Source organism: Lachnospira hominis (ex Hitch et al. 2025) (assembly GCF_040096395.1).
GTDB lineage: Bacteria > Bacillota > Clostridia > Lachnospirales > Lachnospiraceae > Lachnospira > Lachnospira hominis.
The window spans coordinates 1-21,888 of sequence record NZ_JBBMES010000025.1; the positions used below are offsets into that span (position 1 = coordinate 1).

Below are 21,888 nucleotides of genomic sequence, written 5' to 3' on the forward strand. Positions count from 1 at the left end.
TCTATGTGGAGGATATTAATGGAGAACTTGAAGAGTGTTATGAGATGATGTACAAAGAGCCTGTTCAGGAAAGTGATGTAAGAAGGCTGGTGCTTGATACGGTATCAAAGTTCTATCATAACATCAGAGCTTGCAGATAGGAGGAAATATGCAGGATTCCAAAGAAAAGCAGTGTCTGATATTTGTAAGAAATAATGCAAATGATACAGCTGACCGTATCGAGGCATATGCAAAAAAGTCCGGCATGGAAGTTGTTGAGACAATTTTTAATACAGATAAAAAAGCGGTTGAACGATTAAGATATTATATTGAAAGAGATGCCATTATCTGTGTGCTAGTAAGAGATGTGGTAGACATTTCAATGGAACTTAATGAGATTAAAGCTGTAATGACACTTGCAGCGGAACATGGAATCAGTATTAATGCAGAGAGCAGGGGCTATGAACCTGCTCTCATTTCTTTTGAATGATATGACAGAAGAAAATAGAAAATTAAAACTGATTATATTTCCGGGCGAAACAGTAGTGATTGATGAACATGGGAAACGGATTGTTGCCTGTCCGACAGAGGATGAGGCAGAAGAATATATCAGGGAACAGGAGGAATGACATAGATGAAACTGAACAGGGGCGATATTGTTATTGCAAATCTGGAGTCAGTAAGTAAAGGGAGCATTCAGAAGTATACAAGACCTTATATTATTATCTCAAATAACAAGGCAAATCAGTATTCACCGGTTGTCACAGCAGTAGCCATGTCCACAAAAACATGGAAAAAGAAATATCTGCCAACCCACTGCCTAATACCGGCTGTAAAGGTAAAGGTTACTGACACAGATTTTGAAGTATTTGACAGTATGGCATTATGTGAGCAGATTGTATCCATTGATGTAAATGTTCAGATTGAGAGGGTAGTTGCTTCAATTTCAGATACGGAACTACTTGATAAGATTACTGAATGTGTAAAAATCCAGATTGGGGCATATGAAAAGTACAATTAAATATTACCGGGGCATTTGCTCCGGGTTACATAGCCACCTGTATTTTATGGGTGGCATTTTTACTGAAAGGGGGATAGATTTTATGACAGCAGAAGAATACAGAGCATTGCTTGATACTGATTTTAGAGATGTCAAGATTAATGAAATGCCCGATATGGCATCTTATCATGCTGATCTGAATGATACGATTGAAAAGAGACAGCAGAAGTTTATAAGAAAAGTTGGAAATCCCTATATGATGAGAGTGGGAAAGATGAAAGTTAAAGTAAGCTTTGCCAATAATGGAGTTTCCATAGAAGAAGCTTTCAAAAATATGCTGCTTACAGTTTAGAATCTTTTTTTTAGAATCATATGGAAAATGAAAGGGAGTTGTGCTATGATATGTTCAAGGACTAAATGAATATGGCATAACTTTCTTTGATATTTTAGTTGGGTACATCTGACGTAGAATATTTAAAGGAGTGTTGCGATATGAGTAAACAAATCTCAAAAATCTATCATGCAGCCATCTACGTTAGATTATCTAAGGAGGATGGCGATGTTTCTACTAGCGCAAAAGCTGAGAGTAATAGTATTTCAAATCAAAAGGATTTCATCCGAAATTTCCTTGCAGACAAAAAAGACATTAGAATAGTTAAAGAATATGTGGATGATGGTTATTCCGGCTCTAATTTTGACCGTCCGTCTTTTCAGACGATGATGGAAGATATTAAGCGAGGAGTAATTGATTGTGTGGTGGTAAAGGATCTTTCACGTTTTGGACGTGAGTATATTGATTCAGGTCGATACATCGAAAGATTATTTCCGGCTCTTGATGTAAGGTTTATTGCAATCAATGATAACTATGACAGTGTGACTGGAAAGTCACAGGGTGATGAGATTATTATTCCGTTTAAAAACCTGATCAATGATGCATATTGCAGGGATATCAGTATAAAGATACGAAGCCATTTGGATGTAAAGAGAAAAAATGGTGAGTATATCGGTGCATTTGTTCCCTATGGGTATGAAAAATCGGATGATGATAAACATAAGCTGGTTATTGATATTTATGCAGCCGGTATTGTGAAGGAAATTTTTCGGCTAAAGCTTCACGGAATGAGTCAGGATGCAATAGCAACACAGTTGAATAATGAGGGTGTGCTTGCACCTATGGAATATAAGCAGAGCACAGGGAGCGGTTATCAGACCGGATTTTTACAGAATGAAAAATCGGTATGGAGTTCAGTCACGGTCCGCAGGATTCTTGAAAATGAGATTTACATTGGAAATCTTGTTCAAGGCAAAAGAACGACACCAAATCATAAAGTGAAGCAGGAGGTTGTTAAGCCGGAATCTGACTGGATAAGAATCGAAAAAAATCATGAGCCGATTATTAGTGACAGGGATTTTGAGATTGTTCAAAGGTTGTTGGGAATGGATACGAGAATATCTCCGGATTCAGATATGGTCTATAATCTTTCAGGTATTGCAGTATGTGCAGACTGTGGTTCACCAATGACAAGAAAAATTACAACAGCAGGTGATAAGAAATACGCTTACTATATCTGCTCTAATCATAAATTGACAAAGCAGTGTTCACAGCACTCAATATCAGTATCGTTATTAGAGGATACGGTGCTTGAAATGTTAAAGCTTCATATCAAAAACGTAATGAATCTGGAAGAAATACTTGATTATATTGGAACAATTCCTTTCCAGCAGCTTGATGTAAAAAGTCTTGAAGCAAGAAAACAGAAAAAACTTGAGGAAGTTGAGAAGTGTAAAAGACTGAAAACTTCACTGTATGAAGATATGAAGGACGGAATTCTTACTAAAGAAGAATATCTTGAACTTCATGAGGCATATCTGAAAAAAGCAAAAGAGGGAGAAGAAATAATTCGCCAGATTGAGAGAGACATTGCTTTAATTTTTGAGGAGAAGGATGATAAGCATCTCTGGATGAATTATTTTACCGAATACAAGGATATTAAGGAACTGACCAGGGACGTGGTTGTAAAACTGATTTCTGAGGTAAGGGTTTCAGAGAATAAAGAGATTGAAATCGTATTTGACTTTGATGATTGTTATAAGAAGTTATTAGAATCAGTCGAAAAACTTGGTTATCAAGTAGATAAAGAACCGGGTGGACAATTAAATATCAGCAGAAGGGAGGCTGTGTAATATGGCAAGAAAAAGCAGAAAAAATATGATGCTACAGGAAAACACAGCCTTACCGGATAAAGAGAAGAAGGTACTTTTTAAGGCTGGATTATATGCAAGACTGTCCCATGAAAAGGAAGAGAACATTGAGAGAGGGACAATCGAAACACAGATGGAACTTATGAAGAATTATGTCAAAGATCACGAAGATATTGTAATTGAAGAGGAATATTATGATGCTTCCTTTACCGGTACTAATTTTGAAAGACCGGATTTTAAGCGAATGCTTGAGGATGCAAAAACAGGAAGAATTAACTGTATTATTGTTAAGGATTTATCGAGACTTGGAAGAAATTATGTGGAGATGGGGAACTACATTGAAAGAGTGTTTCCTTTTCTCAATGTAAGATTCATTGCTGTTACGGATGATTTTGACTCGTTCAGACCGGGCACAGACCTTATGATGCCTTTGAAAAATATCGTAAATGAGTTTTATACAAAGGATATTTCCAAGAAAGTTTCAACTGCACATCGTAGAAAATGGACTACTGATGAATATATGTGCGGTTTTGCTCCATATGGATATCTGAAATCCAAGACGGAGAAGAACAGAATTGTTGTGGATGAAGCAACTGCTGGAAATGTCAGGCTTATTTATAAATTGTTTTTAGATGGCAAAGGTTACACACCAATTGCAAAATATCTGAATGAGCAGGGAATAATGTCACCATTGATGTATTTAAAATCTCTTGGTTATCAGCAGAATGTAAGAACCAATGGTGTATGGACCAAAACAACAGTCAAGTCAATACTGACAAATCAGGCTTATATTGGTTCGGCGGTGCATGGGAAAGTAGTAATTGAGAAATACAATAATATTCCACTCCATGCAACAGATCCAAGTGAATGGGTCGTTGTTGAAAATACGCATGAGCCGCTTATCGACAAAAAGACATTTGAAAAGGCACAGGAAAGAGTAAAGGAAATCTCGGATGCTTATTTTGCAAAAGAGTTTACAAAACACCCACCTAATGAAATGAATCTGCTAAAGGGAAAAATCGTATGCGGAGACTGTGGCAAGGGAATGAGACTTTCTCCAAGAACAACAAAATCGTATGTATATTTTTGTGGAACTTTTTCAGATGGTATTAATCCGGCATGTTCAAGACACAAAATTGATCAGGAGGAAGTCAACAAAGCTGTCTTTGCTCAGATTTCAAATCATATGCGTTGCTGTATTGACGCATTAAAAGTGATACGGGAATTAAATGCAAGAAGCAGCGGACTGAAAAAATACGATGTGTATGAAAAAGCCATTACCAGACAGCGCAGGGAACTGGAGAAAGTAAACCGCAAGTTCTCTGAGTTATATGGAGATTACTCAGAACATTTGATTAATGAGAGCGAATATCTGACATTAAAACAGCAGTATCTTCTAAAAAGCGAAGCTTTGAAGAAGGAGATTGATAATCTTTTAGTATCTCAGAACCTGTATTCAAAGAATTATAAGATTGATGAAGACTGGGAAAACCTTATCAATAAATATCTGAAATGCAGAAAGCTTAACAAAGAGCTGGCAGATGCATTTGTTGACAAGGTACAGGTGTTTGAAGATGGCAGAATTTCCGTAAATCTGGTTTATGATGATTGTCTGGAAGAACTGTTACAGGTAAAGAATAAGAGAGAAGGTGATTTGTATGAGTAAGATAACTGCTATGTATATTCGCCTTTCTATGGAAGATGAGGATGTATCATTAAATCAGAAGGAGGAGAGTAACAGTGTATCCAGTCAGAGGGAATTGTTAGAAGCATTTATTGGCAATCATTCGGAGCTTAAGGATACGAAGGTACAGGAATACTGTGATGATGGATTTACCGGAACAAAATTTGAAAGACCGGATTATATGAAGCTTATGGAGGATGTCCGGGCTGATAAAATATCCTGCATTGTTGTAAAGGATTTATCCCGACTCGGAAGGGATTATATTGAAGTCGGTAGTCTTCTGGAGCAGATATTTCCACTTTATCAGGTACGGGTTATTGCAGTTAATGACAATTATGACAGCGATAATTATGATGGTTCCACGGGCGGTATGAATGTTGCGTTTAAGAATTTAATCTATATGCTTTATAGCAGGGACTTGTCCAATAAAGTCAGCTCTGCAATGCATACGAGGATACTGAAAGGTGAGAACATCAGTGGTCAGTTAAGGTATGGGTATGTCAAAGACCCAAATGATAAGCATAAGATTATTGTCGATCCGGAAGCAGCAGAAGTGGTTAAGCTGATATTTGAACTGACCGCACAGGGCAAAAGCAAAACGGAAGTGGCAAATTATCTGAATGCTCAGGGTATTGATACACCATCCGCATACAAAAAGAGAAAAGGAAGCAGAAACTTTTTCCATGCAGTTGAAGTAAAAAGTCTGTGGAGTACTTCTTCTATCCGGGATATATTAAACGATGAAGTTTATCTTGGAAAACTGATATGGAATAAAACTAAGAAGAGGATAGGTAGCAATAACACTTCAAGCTATGTTCCTAAAGACGAATGGATGGTGATAGAAAATTGCCATGAACCCATTATTACTCAGGAATTATTTGATATGGCACACGCTAATTCAAAAAAATGTGTTCGTTCAAAGCGTGGTAAGAGAAACTATAATCCATTTTATTATTGTGGTGTGTGTGGCAGAGCTTTAGCACCTAGCAAAAGGGTAAAAGGTGACATTCTTCTTTGTTACTCGTCCAGAATTGAGGAAAATTCTCCATGCAAAAGCAACAGGGTGGAAATTGCCAAGGTTGAAGATGCAATCATGAAAACTGTAAATATGTATGCAACAGTTTATCTGGATGAGAAAGGAATAAAGAGAGCCGGTAAATCGAAAGAAGTATCTCCGGAAGAAAAGATTGCAACACTTGAAAAGAAGGTGAAGAGCCTCAGCAGTAAAAAGATGATGTTGTATTCTGATTATAAGGATGACAAGCTCACAAGAGAAGAGTATGTCAAGCGTTCAAAGGCGATGGTGGAGCAGATTGATGAATTGCATCAGGAAATCGAACAGCTTAAAACAGAAATACCGCCAGAAGATAATTCTTCTAGTAAGTTTGAGACACAGTTAGAAAGTATCATCAATATGGAATCTTTTGACAGAGAGAAAATCCAGAAGGTAATCAAAAAAGTGATTATCAATGGAGAGGACAATATAGAGATTGTATGGAATACAGATGATCCATTTTTCAAGTAAGATGGATGGTTACAGAGTTTGGAGTGCCGAGAAAATGTGGCACTCCTTTCTTCTGCAAGTATAAATATTGCTTTCAATATACTGCAATAGCAGGTATAATGGGAAGTGATATTTGAGGGTACAAAAAATCAATTTTTTTTTGGTCTGGAGTTGACACGAGCAGGAAGCAATATGCCTGATTTGAGTCTTTTGGTTGAACTTGCGGATTTTTACAATGTTGACATCAGGGAAATTATTGACGGGGAAAGGAAAAGCGAGATTATGAACAGTGAAGAAAAAGAGACATTGAAACTTGTTGCGGATTATGCGGAGAACGAAAAGGGCATTTTACTTAAAAGACTCAGAATTATAAGTATCGTAGGGCTGTGTTCGATTATTGTCGGTTTTGTGATGCTGAATCTGGGAACGGAAAATAACATGCCTGTTTATGATTATGTTATGGGAACTTCGTTCGGACTGGCTATGGGTGCATTGATTGTCGCAGTTTTTTATTCTACGGGAGTATTGTCTTATTTAAGAAAAAATATAAAATGCAGGAACAGCATGAAAGTCATAAAGATAATCGCTATATTGGCATGTGCGGCATTTTTGGCAGCATCAATAGTTGCGTCATTATAAAAAAACATCGCAGTTAAATGATTTTTTGTAAGTTTATTTACAAAGTGGCTTGTCATTGCCGACGGACTTTACTATAATAATTAAAGGAGTGCAAAGTTCGTGTATACACTGTAACTTGGCAACTGCCGTGAAACTGTCGGAACACGCAATACGTGTTTTGTGGTTTAGGAAAAACAATATATGAAAGGGACAATATGAATCAGGAAAAGGTTATTGTTATAGACTTTGGCGGACAGTACAATCAGCTTGTTGCACGTCGTGTCCGTGAATGTAATGTATATTGTGAGATTTATTCTTACAAGACACCTCTTGAGCAGATAAAGGCCATGAATCCTAAGGGAATTATCCTTACAGGTGGTCCAAACAGTTGTTATGAAGAGGGTTCGCCTACATGCACAAAGGAATTATTTGAACTCGGAGTACCGGTACTCGGACTTTGTTACGGGGCACAGCTTATGCAGCATGTTCTTGGCGGAAAGGTTGAAAAGGCACCTGTGCGTGAGTACGGAAAGACAGAGACTTTTGTGGATAAGAGCAGTGCTTTATTTGGAGATGTTTCAGAAAAGACTATCGTGTGGATGAGTCATTTTGATTATATTTCACAGGTTGCACCGGGATTTAAGATTATCGCCCACACAGCAGACTGTCCTGTCGCAGCTGCTGAGTGCAAGGAAAAGAATCTCTATGCAATTCAGTTCCACCCGGAAGTTCTTCATACACAGGAAGGTACAAAGATGCTTCATAATTTTGTACGCGGCGTGTGCGGTTGTGCTGGAACATGGAAAATGGATGCATTTGTTGAAAATACGATTAAGGAAATCCGTGAAAAAGTCGGCGACGGCAAGGTTTTACTTGCTCTTTCAGGCGGTGTTGATTCATCTGTTGCGGCCGGACTTCTCTCAAGAGCAATCGGAAAACAGCTTACATGTGTATTCGTAGACCACGGTCTTTTGCGTAAAAACGAAGGTGATGAAGTTGAGGGCGTATTTGGTCCAAATGGTCAGTTTGACCTTAACTTTATAAGAGTAAATGCTCAGGAAAGATATTACTCAAAGCTTGCGGGAGTCACAGAACCCGAAGCAAAGAGAAAGATTATAGGTGAGGAATTTATTCGTGTATTTGAGGAAGAGGCAAAGAAAATCGGTGCTGTTGATTTCCTTGCTCAGGGCACAATTTACCCTGACGTTGTTGAAAGCGGACTCGGCGGCGAATCAGCCGTAATCAAGTCTCACCACAACGTAGGCGGTCTTCCTGATTTCGTTGATTTCAAGGAAATTATTGAACCTCTCCGCAACCTTTTCAAGGATGAGGTAAGAAAAGCTGGTCTTGAGCTTGGAATTCCTGAAAATCTCGTATTCCGCCAGCCATTCCCGGGTCCGGGTCTCGGAATCCGAATTATCGGTGAAGTAACGGCTGACAAGGTACGTATCGTTCAGGATGCAGATTTCATCTATCGTGAAGAGGTTGACAAGGCAGTAGCCGAATACAAGAAGGCAAACGGTGAAGCTCCGGCATGGATGCCGAACCAGTATTTCGCAGCTCTCACTAACATGCGTTCAGTCGGCGTTATGGGTGACGAGAGAACCTACGATTACGCGGTTGCACTGCGTGCCGTAAACACTATAGATTTCATGACAGCCGAGAGTGCCGAGATTCCATTCGCAGTGCTCCAGACAGTCATGAGCCGAATTATAAACGAGGTGCGTGGGGTCAATCGAGTATTTTACGATTTGACGAGCAAGCCACCTGGAACGATTGAGTTTGAATAAGGTACATGAGCCAAGAAATGCCGAATTTGCGGCGCTTCTTGGCTTCTTTTTGGTTGTGTGACAATCAAATGACAATAATTTTATTTGAAATGTGGAATGAGTGATATAAATTTGGTTTAGAGTTAATTGATTAAATATGGTATCATGCGGAATTCATTTTCTGATACTGCACGCATTACACCAATAAATTCAATTTTCGTTACGGAAGTTACTTTTACCTTAAATGGGAATTCGGGTGAAGTTGCTCTTGTTGTAAATGCTGCTAAAGCGTTACATGTTAATCCATTGTTTAGTGTTATGTTTTTATTAAATCCCTGTGAAAATATTGAATCACTTTCGCAAGTAATACTAATATCATTCTCTTCGTTTTTAACTAAAATAGCATATCGGGATATTGGTTCCATATATGTCTCTGCACGAAATTCTATTATCATTTCGCAAGAACTGTTTTTTGTAATATATGCACGTACATTTTCATATATTTGGTTATGTGAAGAAAATGTATTAGTCCCATTAATAACATCAATCATCTGTCTGATGGAATTTTCTAATCCCTTACCAAACACATCTATATATAGGGTTTGTAGCAATATGGCAGGCATCATACAGTCATCTAATTTAACAGGAATAATTTTAGCTGTACCATTAGAAGCTTTTAATATTGCATTTTGCCATTCTAATTTAACCATGTTGCTCTGTAAACTATTTTTCGATACGAAGAAAAAGAAAAATTTACAGTTAGTTAATCCTTCGTTCATTTTATCAATTATACCATCTCCAGGTTGGATAGACCAACTATCATAAAAGACATTATTTTGCCCATAAACTTGTGCTAATCTTAAGGCTATTGGTTCCACAATTGCCTTGTCTTTGGCTGTGTGACTAATAAAGATCATTTTATTACCTCCTAATTCATTTTTCAGTTATATCGACAATATCTATATTGGTCTCAATTGTTTTTTTATCGTCTTTATCATTCAAAACACTAAAATCCCCATTAATAAACATTTTGTATGCTCTGTTTGCAATAACTTTGGTTTCTACTAAATCAAATCCTCCACCAATGACGCCGCCAACAACAGGGACTAATTTAGCAATATTGATAATTCCCTTTTCTCCAAATTTGGTTAGAAATCTAAAGCCTACCTTCTGATTGATTTTTGTTAATACAGTACCGGGAATCTTTTTTACCATGGCAGTTGTAAATTTAGTTCCAAATTTTATGCCAGCTTGTTTGATTATTTGATCAATAGAAATGCCTGCAAGGCAAGCATAAACTAATGTTTGCACCTGATCGCTATGAGTATCATAACCACCCATATATGCAAGGCAGGCAATCATACGCATTTGAACATACATCACACTGCTGACATTTGCAGGAATGGCAACGGGTAATGTAATAAGTCCGCCTAATCCGGTTACAAATCCCGAAGTTGTACATTTAGCAACTTGATAATTTACAAATTGTCTTGCTGCTTTTTCTGTTGAATTATTTTTTGATAAGTAATCATTGGCTAAAACATCAATAGGTTGACTGACTTTAGGGATGCCGTTTATGGATTTTTCATATAATGTATCCAATAGTTCCATTATTTGATTTTGATTCATTTCCATATGTTGAATTCTCCTTTATCTTTTTTAGAGACAATGTAAATTTCGCGAAGGTTACTCCTTCTTCGGTTTCCTTTTCCTCTTCACATAAGAGAAATCCGGAAACAAGTCTTTTAACAATTCAGCAGTTTCTTCTGCATCGTCATATTCATCCATATTTTGAACCAGTAGCTGGTCGTCATCATCAAGATTTAGCGATACAGTATATTCTTTATTCGGGTCTGTTGGGTTCATTGGGTATTTTATCTCTTTGAGGTAATATTCCGTTTCTGATATTTCTTCATCTTCAAGCTTGTCTCGAAAGCGTGCCCAATACTCAATCATCTTTCGGAAGTTATCAAGGTCTTCCTGTGGACGGGGACCGGCACTTGGGAGTCGCTCTTCAAATTTGAAGCATACTTCTCCATCTTTCATAGTAGGTCGTAGTCCATATGCCCATTCCATGTCAAACAGTACATGAAGTGCACTGAATATATTTGCTACATCAGGGTCAGATAATGCATAAAAGCTGACTCCTAGATTGTTTGCAATATTTAATAAAGTTGCTTCATCCGGATATCTGTTTCCGAGCTCATAGTTTCTGATAGTGGATTCGTTTAATCCACATTTATCTGCTAATTCCTTTTGCGTCATATCAGATGCAATTCTGAAATTTCGAATCAAATAGCCTACCCGACTGGTGAATTTCTCGCCCATTTTTACTGCTCCTTATTCGTGGAATGAGTGTTGTAGAATGCATGAAGATACGAGGTACAAACCATGCATCTGTGTACATTATAACATCAACAGTGCAAAAGTGAAATGTTTTTACTAAAAATTATTGACAGTACAAAAATGAACTGCTAATATAAAATACAACAAAACAGTTCAGAAATGAACTGAATAATAAAACAAAAGAGAGGAGGCATTAGCTTATGGAGAACAAGAGATTTTTGGCCGCGCAAGACGTCATGGAAATGCTGGGAGTTTCACTATCGTATTCCTATAAACTGATACGACGGCTGAATGCAGAACTTGAGGCGGATGGATTCGTGACAATAAAAGGACGTGTCAGTACACAGTATTTTCTGAAACGAATCTACGGGCTATCTACGGATAAGGAGGTGGGATAGATGGCGGTTATCAAGAATAATAAGACCGGAATGTGGGAGGTGAGAACCTATTATAAGGATTTGACCGGAGCAAGAAAACAGAAAACCAAGAGGGGCTTTGCCAAGAAGAGCGAAGCCCTTGAATGGGAGAGGAATTTCAAACTGAAAGAGGATCAGAGTATCAGTATGAGTTTCAAAAGTTTTGTGGATATTTATCTGACGGATTTAGAACCAAGAATAAAACGCAATACTTTTCTGACAAAGAAGCACATTATTGAGACAAAGATTCTGCCTTATTTCGGGAAAAGAAAACTGGATGATATTCGGACATCAGATGTCATCCAGTGGCAAAATGAGATTATGAAGCTGAAAAAGGATAATGGGGAGTTATTCTCCCCTACCTATCTGAAAACCATTCATAATCAGCTCAGTGCCATATTAAATCATGCGGTAAATATGTATGGTCTGAAAGATAATGTGGCACGAAAAGCCGGAACTATGGGGAAAGAAGAAAATAAGGAGATGGAGTTCTGGACACAGGAGGAATTTCAGGCATTTTTGGAGTGCGTGGCAGATAAGCCTATTTCCTATTATGCATTTGAAATGCTTTATTGGACAGGCATTCGTGAAGGTGAGCTGCTTGCCTTGACTCCAGCGGATTTTAATTTTGAAAAGAAAACACTCCGGATTAACAAGTCATATCAGAGACTGGAAGGCAAAGATGTGATTACAGACCCGAAAACTCCAAAGAGTAACAGAACCATTGTCATGCCGGATTTTCTTGCTGTAGAGATGGAGGATTTTATAAGCAGCCTTTATGGAATAAAGGATGATGACAGAATTTTCACTATTTCAAAAAGTTATCTGCATCACGAGATGGATAGAGGTGCAAAGCTTGCAGGAGTAAAAAGAATCCGGATTCATGGATTGCGACACTCGCACATTTCATTGCTAATCAATTTAGGATTTTCTGCATTGGCAATAGGTGAAAGAGTCGGACATGAGGCGGTAGATATCACATATCATTATGCACATTTATTTCCAACGGTGCAGACGGATATGGCAGCACAACTGGAAACAGAAAGGGAGGCGTTAGTCAATGTCAGAAAAGAATAGAGATGATAAAAACAGATGGCGGAATGTGACAATAGCATTCCGCATGTCACCGGAGGAAAACGAGGAGCTGAATAACAGAGTGAAGCTCTGCGGATTTCGTACCAAGCAGGATTATATAATCCAGAGTGTTCTTCATCAAAAGGTGGTTGCCACTGGTAATCCGTTGATGCTGGTGCAATTCCGGCAGAACCTGCAAAGGATTGAGCACGAGCTTGAGCGGATAGAAAAGGCATCGGACATGGATGGGGAGTTACTTACTCCCATCCGCTCCATGCTGGAAATATTGGAAGGCTTCAAGGAACAACCGAGAACATTGGCAGATATGAAACAACTTACAGTACCAAATGAGGAATAACAGATATTTTGTATAAAGGAAGTGACTGCTATGAGCGAAGAAACATTATTTGAAAAATTAGGTGTGAAATACATAGAAAAAGAGGGCATTTTTTATCCGTTGATTACATTAGGTGGAGAGGAAAATATTACAGATGTTGGAAAATATGGTCGTATGTGGATGGGTTACATACAGAAGGAATATCCGCAGCGATACAGAAGTATGGTACGATTTGGAGAATTATATGTTAAAGCAACCGAGGTAAATGAAGTGGCTTATGAATTGCTGGAGGATATTGAAAATGAGTGGTTGCGTAAACATAAACCAAAGCATGCGAATTCTTTTGTGGAAATGTATCAGCTACGAACTCAGGCAAGAATGATAGCAGAGGAAGTAGTTCTGCATGATGTGGTGAACTGTTTTCATTAGGGGATAAGTGGAGTTCTGTATCGGAACTGTGGCTGGTAAATAATATGTCGCGTATCCGCAACTTATAAGCTCCCGAAAGGGAGCTTTATCCGGTGGGGAGAGCCGTACAGCCACTCCGGCGAGGAGCGCAAAACCCGCTTGCGGGTCTGCATTTTTGATGGCGAAGCTGTCAAAAGTGCTTTTGCGTTACTTTTGACAAAAGTAACAAAACCTTCCCAGGGAAATCTGCTGTTTCGTGCCGTATCCGGCACTCATTACGGATAAGAAGGAGGTGCCTATATACATACCAAAAGAGGAGGATTTTGACAATGGAAAGAACTATCAGTTTTATGAATGGGGAAGGTTCCATCGGGCACAACATAAGAAGATTTATAGCTGACAATGTAGATGCCAGCCGTACCAAGAATAATATCACGCTTATCCATGAGGATATTAAGCAGGCTTATCATAAATTGTTTGACAAGGCGCTTAAGGAATACAATGCAAAACAGAAACGCAAGGACAGGCAAATTAAGAGTTATTATGACAAAATTTCTCGAAGCAAGCAGGAAAAATTATTTTATGAGGTTATCGTTCAGATAGGCAATAGGGATGATACAGGAGTAGGTAGTTATTCTGCTGAGGTTGCAACATGGGTGCTGAAGGATTATGTGAAAAAGTTTCAATTTCGCAATCCACAGCTTTATGTGATTGGTGCCTATATTCATCTGGATGAAGAAACGCCACATTTGCATCTGAATTTTATCCCTTGGGTATCCGGCTGCAAGAGAGGCTTGGAGACAAAGACAAGTCTTAAGGCTGCACTTGCTACCAGAGGATTTGTAAGTGAAGGCAAAGGAAACACTGAATGGAAGCAGTGGGCGGAGGCAGAGAAAGAGGATATTGCTCTTATTATGAGCCGGTATGGAATTGACTGGAAAAAGAAAGATACACACAATAAGCATTTATTCGTACTGGATTATAAAAAGCAGGAACGGGCAAAAGAAGTGGCTGCACTTGAGGAGGAGTTGGAGGGCGCACAGGTTGTTCTGGAATTAAAAGAGGAACGGATTGAGTCTCTGGAAAAAGAAATTGAAAGTAAGCGAGATGGTTTTAGAAAAGAACAGTCTGAGGCTCAAAAGAAGCTGGATGATACCATAGCGGAAAAACAGAAATTACAGTCAGAAACAACGGATTTACGCTTAAAGAATTCAGAATTACGGGCGGAATATTATGAGAATGTAGATAAGCTCTCAGATAAACAGAAGGAAATGGAGGCGGTGCAAAAAGAGGCTGACAAGTGGATGATAATATCGGATACTGCAAAATGGCAGACTGAGCAGGCACAATTTGAACTGGAGGAGGCGGAAAGGCTTAAGAAGGAACTTCTGAGAGCGGTCGATGGCGACGATTATCTGAAAGAGCAGGTGATAGAACTGAGATATCAGAATCAGATATTGCAGGAGGAAAATCGTAGCCTAAAGGAGAAACTGGAGAAGGCATATGAGTTTATGAAACAGTTTGTGATTGGCGGGATTAATCTGTTGGAGAAGTTTATGGAGTGGATTGGAGAGAAGGTCAAGGATGTGGGGAGAGGAAGGTAAAAAAGAAAGATTGGAACCTTAAAAAGAGAATTTAGAGGGTTGAGAAATGCAGAGAAAAGTGATATAGTAAAATGTAAAGAAGGAGGCAGATGTATGATAGCAGAAAAAGAAAAAAAGGTTGGTAGAAAAGCTATTCCTGTAGCAGAGAAAAAAATAGGATGTAAAATATATTTGACGAAAGAACAGCAAGAAGATATAGAAAACTATGGTGTAGGAGCTTCCTTCTCTGAAAGATGTGCAAATTTAATTTCTCTTGAAATAGAAAAACAAAAGGAAGAAGAGGCTGATACAGTCAAAATTATTGATTTATTTGCAGGATTAGGAGGGATTCGGTTAGGATTTGAGCAGGGATTAAAAAAACAGGGGCTTCATGCAAAATGTGTATTTACATCGGAAATCAAGAAGTATGCTATAAAGGCATATCAAAATTATTTTGGAAATGAAAAGATTTATGGAGATATCACACAAATAAAAACAAAGGACATTCCTGATTTTGATGTTCTTTTAGCTGGTTTTCCGTGTCAGCCATTCAGTTCAGCTGGAAAAGGATTAGGATTTTCAGACACCAGAGGAACACTTTTTTTTGAAATAGAAAGAATTCTTAAAGAAAAGAAGGGAATAGGAAAACCGGCAAAGGCTTTTTTACTTGAAAACGTTGAAGGATTGGTTAATCATGATAATGGTAACACATTAAATGTAATAATAGCTAAATTAAAAGGTCTTGGTTATAAGGTTAACTATAAGGTGCTAGATTCGCAATATTTTGGGTTGGCACAGAGTAGAAAGCGAATATATATAGTTGGCACATTGAATGAAAAAGTTGATTTGGAAAACTTTGAAAAGAGCACAGCAACTTTTTCGGATATAATGGAAAGAGGATTGCCAATAATTGAGAGTACTTTTACAAAAAAATTATTCAATAATTATTCTCCTGACGAAGTTGTTGGAAAATCAATAAAAGATAAAAGAGGAGGGAAGGATAATATTCATTCATGGGATATTGATTTAAAGGGAAAAACAACAAAGCAACAGAGAGATTTATTAAATGCGTTGCTTTGTGAAAGAAGAAAAAAGAAGTGGGCGAAAGAAATCGGAATAGAATGGATGGATGGTATGCCTCTGACGGTTGAACAAATAGAAACATTTTATAATAATAAAAATCTAAAAACAATGTTGGATGATTTGGTAAAAAAAGGATATTTAAAATATGAGCATCCAAAGAAATTAGAAGATGGGCAACGTAAACCTGATACATCAAAACCTAAAGGTTATAACATTGTATCTGGTAAACTTTCGTTTGAGTTTTCAAAAATTTTATCACCTAATGAAATGGTGCCAACATTGGTAGCGATGGATGTGTCAAAGTTAGGAGTTGTTGATAACGGAGGATTAAGGAAACTTTCAATACGAGAAGGACAAAGATTATGTGGATATAATCCAGATGAGTATGATTTAAGTATTTTGAAAGAGAATGAGGCATTCGACTTGTTAGGTAATACGGTATGCGTTCCAGTAATTGCAGCAATTTCTGAAAGAGTAGCTATGGCATTAAAGAGGGCTTAGTCCTCTTTAATGCTTTTCTTTTTGATGCAAAATATGGATAAATATGGTATAATATCTACATCTATTTTCAAAAGTATTTTTAGGTGGTGATAGTATGCAATATATAAGTGCACAAGGAATTATTGATTTATTAAAAGAGCGAAATATTGATGAGGCTATCGGGCAAATTAAAATATCCTTAAATGGAACAGAAGTGGTTATTAAACAGAATGACATTATAGGTAATGCTTTACAAGAGTGGTTAGGGCAATTTTTGAGAGAAAATGATATTTATTTTAGAAGTGCACAAGGCCAAACTTTTCCTGACTTTTATTTGTCCGAATCCGATACAGAAGCTTTATGTGAGATGAAAACATATTATGCAACGCGAAATGCTGCATTTGATGTGGCTAATTATTTTGGGTATGTGGATTCTTTGAAGGAAAAACCATGGCGCTTGGATAGTGATTATTTGATTTTTGCATACATAAGTGATGATGAAGGAAACATTTCAATAAAGGATATGTGGTGTAAGAAAGTATGGGAGATAACCGGTCCAGCTCAGGATTTTGCACTAAAATGCCAAAGGAAAAAAGGCCAAATTTATAATATAAGACCGGCAAACTGGAAAGAAAATAGCCGAGGAACATTAAAACCGTTTTCATGTAAGGAAGAATTTATTGCTGCATTATACCAGACGCATTTAAGCGAAAGTAATCAGACGAAAGTGTCTAAAGCATGGCTGGATAGTGTAATTGTGGAATATGAAAAATATTCTGGTGAAGATATGAGTAATAGGATAATGGCATATGTGAAAGGAATTAATAAGTAATGGCAACGAAAGCAGAAAAATTATTGAAACAATTACAAATAGATGGTATTGTTGGTGCAACAGGAAAGATTAATGCAAATTTTGAATTAAAAACAGGGAGCTTAAATATTCAAAAGCAGATTATGAGACCAAGTTCAGTAGGACAGATAATTGAAGAATGGTTGAGTGCATATATGGATGAAAAAAATATATATTATAGAGCACAAAAATCGCAAGAATCACCAGACTACTTTTTGAATGAAAAAAGTGATAATAAAGATTTGCTTGAGGTTAAAGTGTATGGTAAATCTGCAGCATTTGACTTGGGGAATGTAAGAGGGGTATGCAATACATTACCCGATGAGGCTTATAAGTTAGATATGGATTATTTGATTATCCATTATGTTATGGATAGTGTGACAGGTAATATTATTATTAGGGACATATGGTTGAGAAAAATATGGCAGGTAGCAGGGAAAGAGATTACATCACCCTACAGATTGAGTAGACAAGTGAAAAATAATCAAGTAACCACAATTAGACCTATTGGAATGAAAAAACCAAATCCGAAAGCTGAATTTACAGATGTCGAAGATTATTTACATGCATTGTATATCGAGTATGCGGAGATAGAAAAAACAAAGAAGAAGCAGGAGGAATGGTTGAAGAAAATTGTAGCGAACTATAACAAGTTTAAGAAAGCAGAGATACTAGATTATGATAGAATATTGAGTAAATAGGAAGAAAGAAGGAATTTCATGGGAGAGATTAAAATCACTATAGAAAATTGCAACAATATTTCGCATGGTGAATTGACTTTAGAGGAAAATAAACTCAATATAAAATATGGAATGAATGGAACTGGGAAATCATCATTATCAACAGCAATTTCTTTGATAAGTCAGGGAAAAGATTTGACCGAGTTGAAGCCGTTTGGCAGCGGTGACGAGGTTGTTCCTACAATTAATCTAAGTAAGAACATACGAGTGGTTAAGGTATTTAATGAAGAATTTGTCAATAATATGGTATTTAAGGAAAGTAAAGTGATTGATAATGCATTTGATGTATTTATCAGAACACCAGACTATGAACAAAAAAGAGCTGAATTAGATAGTCGATTGACTAAATTGAAGGTTGATATTGATACAAAACCACAGATAATCCAATTAAAAGGCGATATTTCTGCTTTTATGGGAAAACTTGAGTTGAATGCTACTGGAAGTAGCATAAAGAATAATACGAATTATAAGGCTATCATAAAGAAAAATAATGTGTATAACATTCCAGAAAAATTAAAAAAATATAGTCCAATAATATCAGATGACCAAATTTGTATTAGTTGGATTGATTGGAAGTCAAAAGGTGATTCGTTTGATACAAAGGGAATATGTCCCTACTGTTCAGATGAATTAAAAACTGAGTTTGACGAAGAAAAGAAAACATTCAAAGAGACATACAAAAAGTCAGATGCACAGAATTTGAAGAATATGTTGGATTTATTTGAAAATTTTCATAAATATATGCCAGATGATAAATTTGATTCTATTATTGCATGTATAAAGGAAGAGAAAGAAGAGAGTGCAATAAGTGCAATTTTAAAGGCATTTATGAATGAATATGTACATATATCAAATCAACTTAATAAGATTTCGTCATTTGATAAAAATGTATTTAGACAATCTGACATTAATGATATAGACAAGGTATTAGAGAACATGAAATTAGAAAAAACAATTTTTAATTTCTTTTCTAATGACGAATTTTTTGCAATAGTTGATTTGATTAATAATTCTATTGAAGAATTAAGAAAAGAAGCTCAGGCTATTAAAGCGGCAATAGGTAAGTTACAAAGTGTGCTGAAGAAAACAATTTCAACGTCACAAAAGGATATAAATGATTTTCTTGAATCTGCTGGTATAGCCTATCGTGTAGGGATTAATTTAGATGAAAGTGGACAAGCAATAGCAACTTTGCAATATGTACATGATAAGGAATCAGTGCAAGTAGATAATATTAGGAATCATTTGAGTTGGGGCGAAAGAAATGCATTTTCATTGGTGTTATTTATGTTTTATGCCATCAGTGAAAATGCGGAGCTTGTGGTTTTGGATGATCCCATTTCTTCTTTTGATACAAATAAAAAGTATGCGATAATTCATAGAATGTTTTCTAAACAAAGTGGTGCTTTGCCAAGAAGTTTTTATAAACAGACAGTATTAATGCTGACTCACGACTTTGAACCAATAATTGATTTTGGTGTGGTAGGAAAGTTGCCAGCAGAGGCTTTAAATACTATGTTTATAAAAAATAGTAAGGGAATATTAAAGGAATTAGAGATAGATTTCAAACAAGATATTAAGCCGGTGGTACAAGCATTGGCAAGTTATGTTACAGATGATACTTTAGGTGTTGTCCACCGAATCGCTTTTTTGCGAAAATACTATGAACACAATGGTGTAGAAAATCATTTGGATGCCTATAATGTTCTATCTTCCTTGATTCATGGTCGTGATAAGTGCAGGTATATGGATAATACTGATATGCCACAGAACGAGGTGCAAGCAGGATGTGCAGAAATTAAAAAGTGGATAGATGATTTTGATTACTCTAAATTGTTTAATGAGATATATAATGAAGAAAAGCTATCAGAGCTATATTTTGCAGAAACCAATGAGTATTTAAAAATACAACTATTTAGGGCACTTTTTGAGGTTAATCCATGTAAGGAGATTAAGGAAGAGGATGTGCTGGTAAAATTTATAAATGAGAGTTATCATATTGAGAACGACTATGCATATTATCTTGATATGGTGAAATATGAAACTGTTCCAGAATATATCGTTAATGCTATTGATGATTATATGAAGAAAACATATACCAAAGCATAGCATGCGTGCAAGATAAGAAATATGCAATGACAACAAAATGACAATACAATCCCCTAAAAATCTATGCAACAGGTATAAATCAGACAAAACTCCCTGGTTTCTACCATCAAAACCAACGAAAAACACCATACAACAACTTTGTAAAGAGGAGTTTGAATAGTAAACAGAGCTTCATAAATGGCGTAAACAAGCCATTTATGGGGCTTTTTCTTTTGTCGAGATACCTATATGATACCCATTGAGGGTCATGTGAGGAAGAGTTGATGTAGATATTATGATTAATTATCTGGCTTTGCAGGATGAAAGTTATCAGAACATGATGAGGATACTTCAGAAAAACGGATACTTTCATTGCAACATATTACAATAAATAATATAATAGATACAATAAATATTAATTGAATGGATGTCATCAATATGGATAAAATAAATGAATTACGATTAGGATTAGAAACTGCATACATAGATGGTTCTGTTGCTTCTGACAGTTTTTATTGTCCTCAGTTTGTATCGAATAATTATAAATCTGGTAAGAAAGTTTTATCTTCGATTGAAGATGAGCTGTTAAGATGTGATAAGTTTCAGATAAGTGTTGCATTTATTACTATGAGCGGAATCACACCATTACTTCAGACATTTAAAGATTTGGAAAAGAAAAATATTCCAGGTGAAATTCTCACAACTAATTATTTGAATTTTAGCGAACCTAAAGCGTTGGAGAAGCTTAATGGATTATCAAATATTACATTAAAAATGTATGACGTACAAGAGGCGGATGAAGGATTTCATACAAAAGGATATATTTTTAAAACAGATGAAGTATATCGTATTATCATTGGAAGTTCGAATATAACAAGTGCAGCACTTACCAGCAATCATGAGTGGAATACTAAGCTTGTATCAACGCAGCAAGGGAAGATAGCGAAGGAAATAGTTGATGAATTCAATAGATTATGGAATTCTAGTTATGCCTTAGATTTTAATGAATTTTATAGGAATTATAAAGAACAATATGAAATTATTAAACATCAGAGAGATATTGCGAGGATTGATAATGTTGTATCGCTTGAAAAATACAAGCTAAAGCCAAACAGCATGCAGATTGGATTTATTACAAATCTTAAGAAGATTTTAGAAGAAGGAGAGGACAGGGCACTTCTTATATCGGCGACAGGAACAGGTAAGACTTATGCTTCTGCATTTGCAATGAGAGAGCTTGGATTTAAAAAAGTTTTATTTTTAGTTCATAGAGGACAGCTTGCAAGACAGACTAAGAAATCTTATGAGAAGGTGTTTGCAAAATCTGTTTCTATGGGTTTGGTTGGTGCAGGTTATCATGAATATGAAGCGGATTATGTATTTGCTACTGTTCAGACGTTAAATAGGGATGAACATTTGCTTCAATATGATAAAAATGCATTTGATTGTATTATTTTTGATGATGAGCGCGTTATAATAAGGACAAAGTTAGAGAAACCCAGTAAAATCAAGGGGTTAGCACTAATTTAGTCCTTATTTTTATACCATTTTAGCGGTAAAGATAGGGCAGCGCTGCAATATTAAACCGAAAATTCAAGTCAGCATCACAGATGTCCACAATCAGTCTGAGAGTGAATCTGTGCGCTTAGATTAGGTACAATTTTATATCAAAAACATTTAGTGAGGACTAAATTAGCACTTGAGATGGAATATTCCATCAGCTGATT

22 protein-coding genes are annotated in these 21,888 nt (G+C 36.5%); 19 read left to right on the plus strand and 3 right to left on the minus strand.

Annotated features, from left to right (window positions below; translation table 11 throughout):
* The first annotated feature begins 148 nt into the window (after window positions 1-148).
* From WMO38_RS13940 to guaA, 9 genes are all read left to right on the plus strand, one after another.
* On the plus strand, window positions 149-469 hold the full coding sequence (locus tag WMO38_RS13940) for a polysaccharide deacetylase (protein WP_118375530.1): 321 nt from the start codon (window positions 149-151) through the stop codon (window positions 467-469).
* Window positions 441-608, plus strand: coding sequence for a hypothetical protein (locus tag WMO38_RS13945; RefSeq protein WP_216565117.1), 168 nt, complete (start codon window positions 441-443; stop codon window positions 606-608). Before WMO38_RS13940 ends, WMO38_RS13945 begins: the two co-directional genes overlap by 29 nt.
* A gap of 5 nt (window positions 609-613) precedes the next feature.
* Window positions 614-1,000, plus strand: a complete 387-nt coding sequence (locus WMO38_RS13950; protein WP_117915205.1) for a type II toxin-antitoxin system PemK/MazF family toxin — start codon at window positions 614-616, stop codon at window positions 998-1,000.
* An 82-nt stretch (window positions 1,001-1,082) separates the two neighbouring features.
* Window positions 1,083-1,331: a DUF6870 family protein gene (locus WMO38_RS13955; protein WP_055261538.1), complete on the plus strand. Its 249-nt coding sequence runs from the start codon at window positions 1,083-1,085 to the stop codon at window positions 1,329-1,331.
* A gap of 140 nt (window positions 1,332-1,471) precedes the next feature.
* Window positions 1,472-3,163, plus strand: coding sequence for a recombinase family protein (locus WMO38_RS13960; protein WP_349163097.1), 1,692 nt, complete (start codon window positions 1,472-1,474; stop codon window positions 3,161-3,163).
* A gap of 1 nt (window position 3,164) precedes the next feature.
* Complete coding sequence (locus tag WMO38_RS13965) at window positions 3,165-4,847, plus strand: recombinase family protein (RefSeq protein WP_118142705.1); 1,683 nt, start codon at window positions 3,165-3,167, stop codon at window positions 4,845-4,847.
* Window positions 4,840-6,390 carry a recombinase family protein gene (locus WMO38_RS13970; RefSeq protein ID WP_349163098.1) on the plus strand — a complete coding sequence of 517 codons (1,551 nt, stop codon included), beginning with the start codon at window positions 4,840-4,842 and terminating at the stop codon, window positions 6,388-6,390. Before WMO38_RS13965 ends, WMO38_RS13970 begins: the two co-directional genes overlap by 8 nt.
* 171 nt (window positions 6,391-6,561) lie before the next feature.
* A complete protein-coding gene (locus WMO38_RS13975) occupies window positions 6,562-7,008 on the plus strand; it encodes a transcriptional regulator (RefSeq protein WP_349163099.1) in 447 nt (148 codons plus the stop codon).
* 194 nt (window positions 7,009-7,202) lie between these two features.
* A complete protein-coding gene (gene guaA, locus WMO38_RS13980) occupies window positions 7,203-8,777 on the plus strand; it encodes a glutamine-hydrolyzing GMP synthase (RefSeq protein ID WP_186835966.1) in 1,575 nt (524 codons plus the stop codon).
* 122 nt (window positions 8,778-8,899) lie between these two features.
* Here the strand turns inward: guaA and WMO38_RS13985 are convergent, their stop codons facing one another.
* The 3 genes from WMO38_RS13985 to WMO38_RS13995 are packed head-to-tail and all read right to left on the minus strand — an operon-like array spanning window position 8,900 to window position 11,084.
* Entirely contained in the window at window positions 8,900-9,673 is a 774-nt protein-coding gene (locus WMO38_RS13985) for a toll/interleukin-1 receptor domain-containing protein (RefSeq protein ID WP_349163100.1), read from the minus strand.
* Between the two features lie 16 nt (window positions 9,674-9,689).
* Window positions 9,690-10,391, minus strand: coding sequence for an EcsC family protein (locus WMO38_RS13990; protein ID WP_349163101.1), 702 nt, complete (start codon window positions 10,389-10,391; stop codon window positions 9,690-9,692).
* 51 nt (window positions 10,392-10,442) lie between these two features.
* Complete coding sequence (locus WMO38_RS13995; protein WP_349163102.1) at window positions 10,443-11,084, minus strand: helix-turn-helix domain-containing protein; 642 nt, start codon at window positions 11,082-11,084, stop codon at window positions 10,443-10,445.
* A gap of 218 nt (window positions 11,085-11,302) precedes the next feature.
* On the opposite strand from WMO38_RS13995, the gene WMO38_RS14000 reads away from it, so the two are divergent.
* The 10 genes from WMO38_RS14000 (at window position 11,303) to WMO38_RS14045 (ending at window position 21,691) form a co-directional block, all read left to right on the plus strand.
* Entirely contained in the window at window positions 11,303-11,500 is a 198-nt protein-coding gene (locus WMO38_RS14000) for a DNA-binding protein (RefSeq protein WP_349163103.1), read from the plus strand.
* Window positions 11,501-12,595 (plus strand): site-specific integrase, encoded by a 1,095-nt coding sequence (locus WMO38_RS14005; RefSeq protein ID WP_349163104.1) that lies wholly within the window; start codon window positions 11,501-11,503, stop codon window positions 12,593-12,595.
* The gene (locus WMO38_RS14010) at window positions 12,579-12,950 is read left to right on the plus strand and encodes a plasmid mobilization protein (protein ID WP_349163105.1); all 372 of its coding nucleotides are present in this window, start codon (window positions 12,579-12,581) and stop codon (window positions 12,948-12,950) included. The genes WMO38_RS14005 and WMO38_RS14010 overlap by 17 nt, the downstream gene beginning before the upstream one ends.
* A gap of 30 nt (window positions 12,951-12,980) precedes the next feature.
* The gene (locus tag WMO38_RS14015) at window positions 12,981-13,358 is read left to right on the plus strand and encodes a TnpV protein (RefSeq protein ID WP_349163106.1); all 378 of its coding nucleotides are present in this window, start codon (window positions 12,981-12,983) and stop codon (window positions 13,356-13,358) included.
* Window positions 13,359-13,666: 308 nt separating this feature from the next.
* Window positions 13,667-14,941 (plus strand): plasmid recombination protein, encoded by a 1,275-nt coding sequence (locus tag WMO38_RS14020; RefSeq protein WP_349163107.1) that lies wholly within the window; start codon window positions 13,667-13,669, stop codon window positions 14,939-14,941.
* A gap of 93 nt (window positions 14,942-15,034) precedes the next feature.
* On the plus strand, window positions 15,035-16,504 hold the full coding sequence (dcm, locus tag WMO38_RS14025) for a DNA (cytosine-5-)-methyltransferase (RefSeq protein ID WP_349163108.1): 1,470 nt from the start codon (window positions 15,035-15,037) through the stop codon (window positions 16,502-16,504).
* A 94-nt stretch (window positions 16,505-16,598) separates the two neighbouring features.
* The gene (locus tag WMO38_RS14030) at window positions 16,599-17,315 is read left to right on the plus strand and encodes an NgoBV family restriction endonuclease (RefSeq protein WP_349163109.1); all 717 of its coding nucleotides are present in this window, start codon (window positions 16,599-16,601) and stop codon (window positions 17,313-17,315) included.
* On the plus strand, window positions 17,315-18,034 hold the full coding sequence (locus tag WMO38_RS14035; protein ID WP_349163110.1) for an NgoBV family restriction endonuclease: 720 nt from the start codon (window positions 17,315-17,317) through the stop codon (window positions 18,032-18,034). Before WMO38_RS14030 ends, WMO38_RS14035 begins: the two co-directional genes overlap by 1 nt.
* 18 nt (window positions 18,035-18,052) lie before the next feature.
* Window positions 18,053-20,182 (plus strand): AAA family ATPase, encoded by a 2,130-nt coding sequence (locus WMO38_RS14040; protein ID WP_349163111.1) that lies wholly within the window; start codon window positions 18,053-18,055, stop codon window positions 20,180-20,182.
* Between the two features lie 417 nt (window positions 20,183-20,599).
* On the plus strand, window positions 20,600-21,691 hold the full coding sequence (locus tag WMO38_RS14045; RefSeq protein WP_349163112.1) for a DEAD/DEAH box helicase: 1,092 nt from the start codon (window positions 20,600-20,602) through the stop codon (window positions 21,689-21,691).
* Window positions 21,692-21,888 lie beyond the last annotated feature (197 nt).

What these genes read in the sequence shown, in the direction of transcription:
- WMO38_RS13965 (WP_118142705.1), top strand. Translation starts at nt 3,165, where the DNA reads ATGGCAAGAAAAAGCAGAAAAAATATGATGCTACAGGAAAACACAGCC.
- WMO38_RS13985 (WP_349163100.1), bottom strand. Translation starts at nt 9,673, where the DNA reads ATGATCTTTATTAGTCACACAGCCAAAGACAAGGCAATTGTGGAACCA.
- WMO38_RS13975 (WP_349163099.1), top strand. Translation starts at nt 6,562, where the DNA reads ATGCCTGATTTGAGTCTTTTGGTTGAACTTGCGGATTTTTACAATGTT.
- WMO38_RS14030 (WP_349163109.1), top strand. Translation starts at nt 16,599, where the DNA reads ATGCAATATATAAGTGCACAAGGAATTATTGATTTATTAAAAGAGCGA.
- WMO38_RS13990 (WP_349163101.1), bottom strand. Translation starts at nt 10,391, where the DNA reads ATGGAAATGAATCAAAATCAAATAATGGAACTATTGGATACATTATAT.
- WMO38_RS13940 (WP_118375530.1), top strand. Translation starts at nt 149, where the DNA reads ATGCAGGATTCCAAAGAAAAGCAGTGTCTGATATTTGTAAGAAATAAT.
- WMO38_RS14000 (WP_349163103.1), top strand. Translation starts at nt 11,303, where the DNA reads ATGGAGAACAAGAGATTTTTGGCCGCGCAAGACGTCATGGAAATGCTG.
- guaA (WP_186835966.1), top strand. Translation starts at nt 7,203, where the DNA reads ATGAATCAGGAAAAGGTTATTGTTATAGACTTTGGCGGACAGTACAAT.
- WMO38_RS14020 (WP_349163107.1), top strand. Translation starts at nt 13,667, where the DNA reads ATGGAAAGAACTATCAGTTTTATGAATGGGGAAGGTTCCATCGGGCAC.
- WMO38_RS14045 (WP_349163112.1), top strand. Translation starts at nt 20,600, where the DNA reads ATGGATAAAATAAATGAATTACGATTAGGATTAGAAACTGCATACATA.
- WMO38_RS13945 (WP_216565117.1), top strand. Translation starts at nt 441, where the DNA reads ATGAACCTGCTCTCATTTCTTTTGAATGATATGACAGAAGAAAATAGA.
- WMO38_RS13995 (WP_349163102.1), bottom strand. Translation starts at nt 11,084, where the DNA reads ATGGGCGAGAAATTCACCAGTCGGGTAGGCTATTTGATTCGAAATTTC.
- dcm (WP_349163108.1), top strand. Translation starts at nt 15,035, where the DNA reads ATGATAGCAGAAAAAGAAAAAAAGGTTGGTAGAAAAGCTATTCCTGTA.
- WMO38_RS14035 (WP_349163110.1), top strand. Translation starts at nt 17,315, where the DNA reads ATGGCAACGAAAGCAGAAAAATTATTGAAACAATTACAAATAGATGGT.
- WMO38_RS13950 (WP_117915205.1), top strand. Translation starts at nt 614, where the DNA reads ATGAAACTGAACAGGGGCGATATTGTTATTGCAAATCTGGAGTCAGTA.
- WMO38_RS14040 (WP_349163111.1), top strand. Translation starts at nt 18,053, where the DNA reads ATGGGAGAGATTAAAATCACTATAGAAAATTGCAACAATATTTCGCAT.
- WMO38_RS13970 (WP_349163098.1), top strand. Translation starts at nt 4,840, where the DNA reads ATGAGTAAGATAACTGCTATGTATATTCGCCTTTCTATGGAAGATGAG.
- WMO38_RS13955 (WP_055261538.1), top strand. Translation starts at nt 1,083, where the DNA reads ATGACAGCAGAAGAATACAGAGCATTGCTTGATACTGATTTTAGAGAT.
- WMO38_RS14010 (WP_349163105.1), top strand. Translation starts at nt 12,579, where the DNA reads ATGTCAGAAAAGAATAGAGATGATAAAAACAGATGGCGGAATGTGACA.
- WMO38_RS13960 (WP_349163097.1), top strand. Translation starts at nt 1,472, where the DNA reads ATGAGTAAACAAATCTCAAAAATCTATCATGCAGCCATCTACGTTAGA.
- WMO38_RS14015 (WP_349163106.1), top strand. Translation starts at nt 12,981, where the DNA reads ATGAGCGAAGAAACATTATTTGAAAAATTAGGTGTGAAATACATAGAA.
- WMO38_RS14005 (WP_349163104.1), top strand. Translation starts at nt 11,501, where the DNA reads ATGGCGGTTATCAAGAATAATAAGACCGGAATGTGGGAGGTGAGAACC.